Origin of the sequence: Microbacterium sp. BF1 (genome assembly GCF_019279095.1) — a bacterium.
Classification (GTDB): Bacteria; Actinomycetota; Actinomycetes; order Actinomycetales; family Microbacteriaceae; genus Microbacterium; species Microbacterium maritypicum.
Genome location: NZ_JAGYWT010000760.1, coordinates 1 through 768, shown reverse-complemented (window position 1 = coordinate 768; position 768 = coordinate 1). Strand labels below are relative to the sequence as shown.

Genomic DNA, 768 nt, shown 5'->3' with positions numbered 1-768 from the left:
GATCACTCGCTCGACGGTCACGCCGAGGCGGGCGTAGAACGCGATGGCACGCTCAAGGACACCGGCGGCGGTGGCGCCCTTTTCGTCGTCGTGGATCTCTGCGTAGGCGAGTCGGGAGTGATCGTCGATCACGGTGTGGATGTAGTCGTAACCGATCCCGCGGCCGCGGACCTTCTCGCTGCGCCCGTGCGCCCGCCACCCACCACCGTCAGGGATTCGACCGAGCTTCTTCACGTCGACATGGATCAACGAGCCGGGATGGTCGTGTTCATACCGACGCGCAGAACGACGCGTCGCGCGGATCACGGTCCCGGTCACCGGGTCGATCTCGCGCAGCAGCGGGGTGTGATGCCGACGCAGCACTCGACCGACGGTCGAGGCCTGCATCCCGAGCTTGCTCGCGATGAACACCGGGCCGCGACGGGTGAGGTGCCGCATGATCCGCACCCGCGTCTCGCGGCACGGTTTCGTCTGCGCAGGATGGGACCCGGCGACACTGGACCGGTCCACCAGCCCCGCGGGGCCGGACTCGCGGAACCTGCGCCACCACCGCCACGCCGTCGTGCGCGAGATACCCATCTCCGCCGCCACATGCGCGACGGCACGACCGGACTGGATGCGCTGAACCATGATCAACCTGCCGGCCGGAGTCAGCCGGGCATTAGCGTGGGACACGAGAAGCCTCCGTGTGATCGAGCTGCAGAACTAGACAGCTCCAACTCGACACCGGAGGCTTCTCCTACGTCAACAACGATCTGGGTCAGTACA

General features: G+C 66.8%; 1 protein-coding gene. It reads right to left on the bottom strand.

All coding sequences use genetic code 11. From position 1 onward, the window contains the following. The coding region (locus KZA10_RS16605; protein ID WP_218683447.1) for a helix-turn-helix domain-containing protein at positions 1-675 on the bottom strand (675 nt) is incomplete at its 3' end. Positions 676-768: the final 93 nt, after the last annotated feature.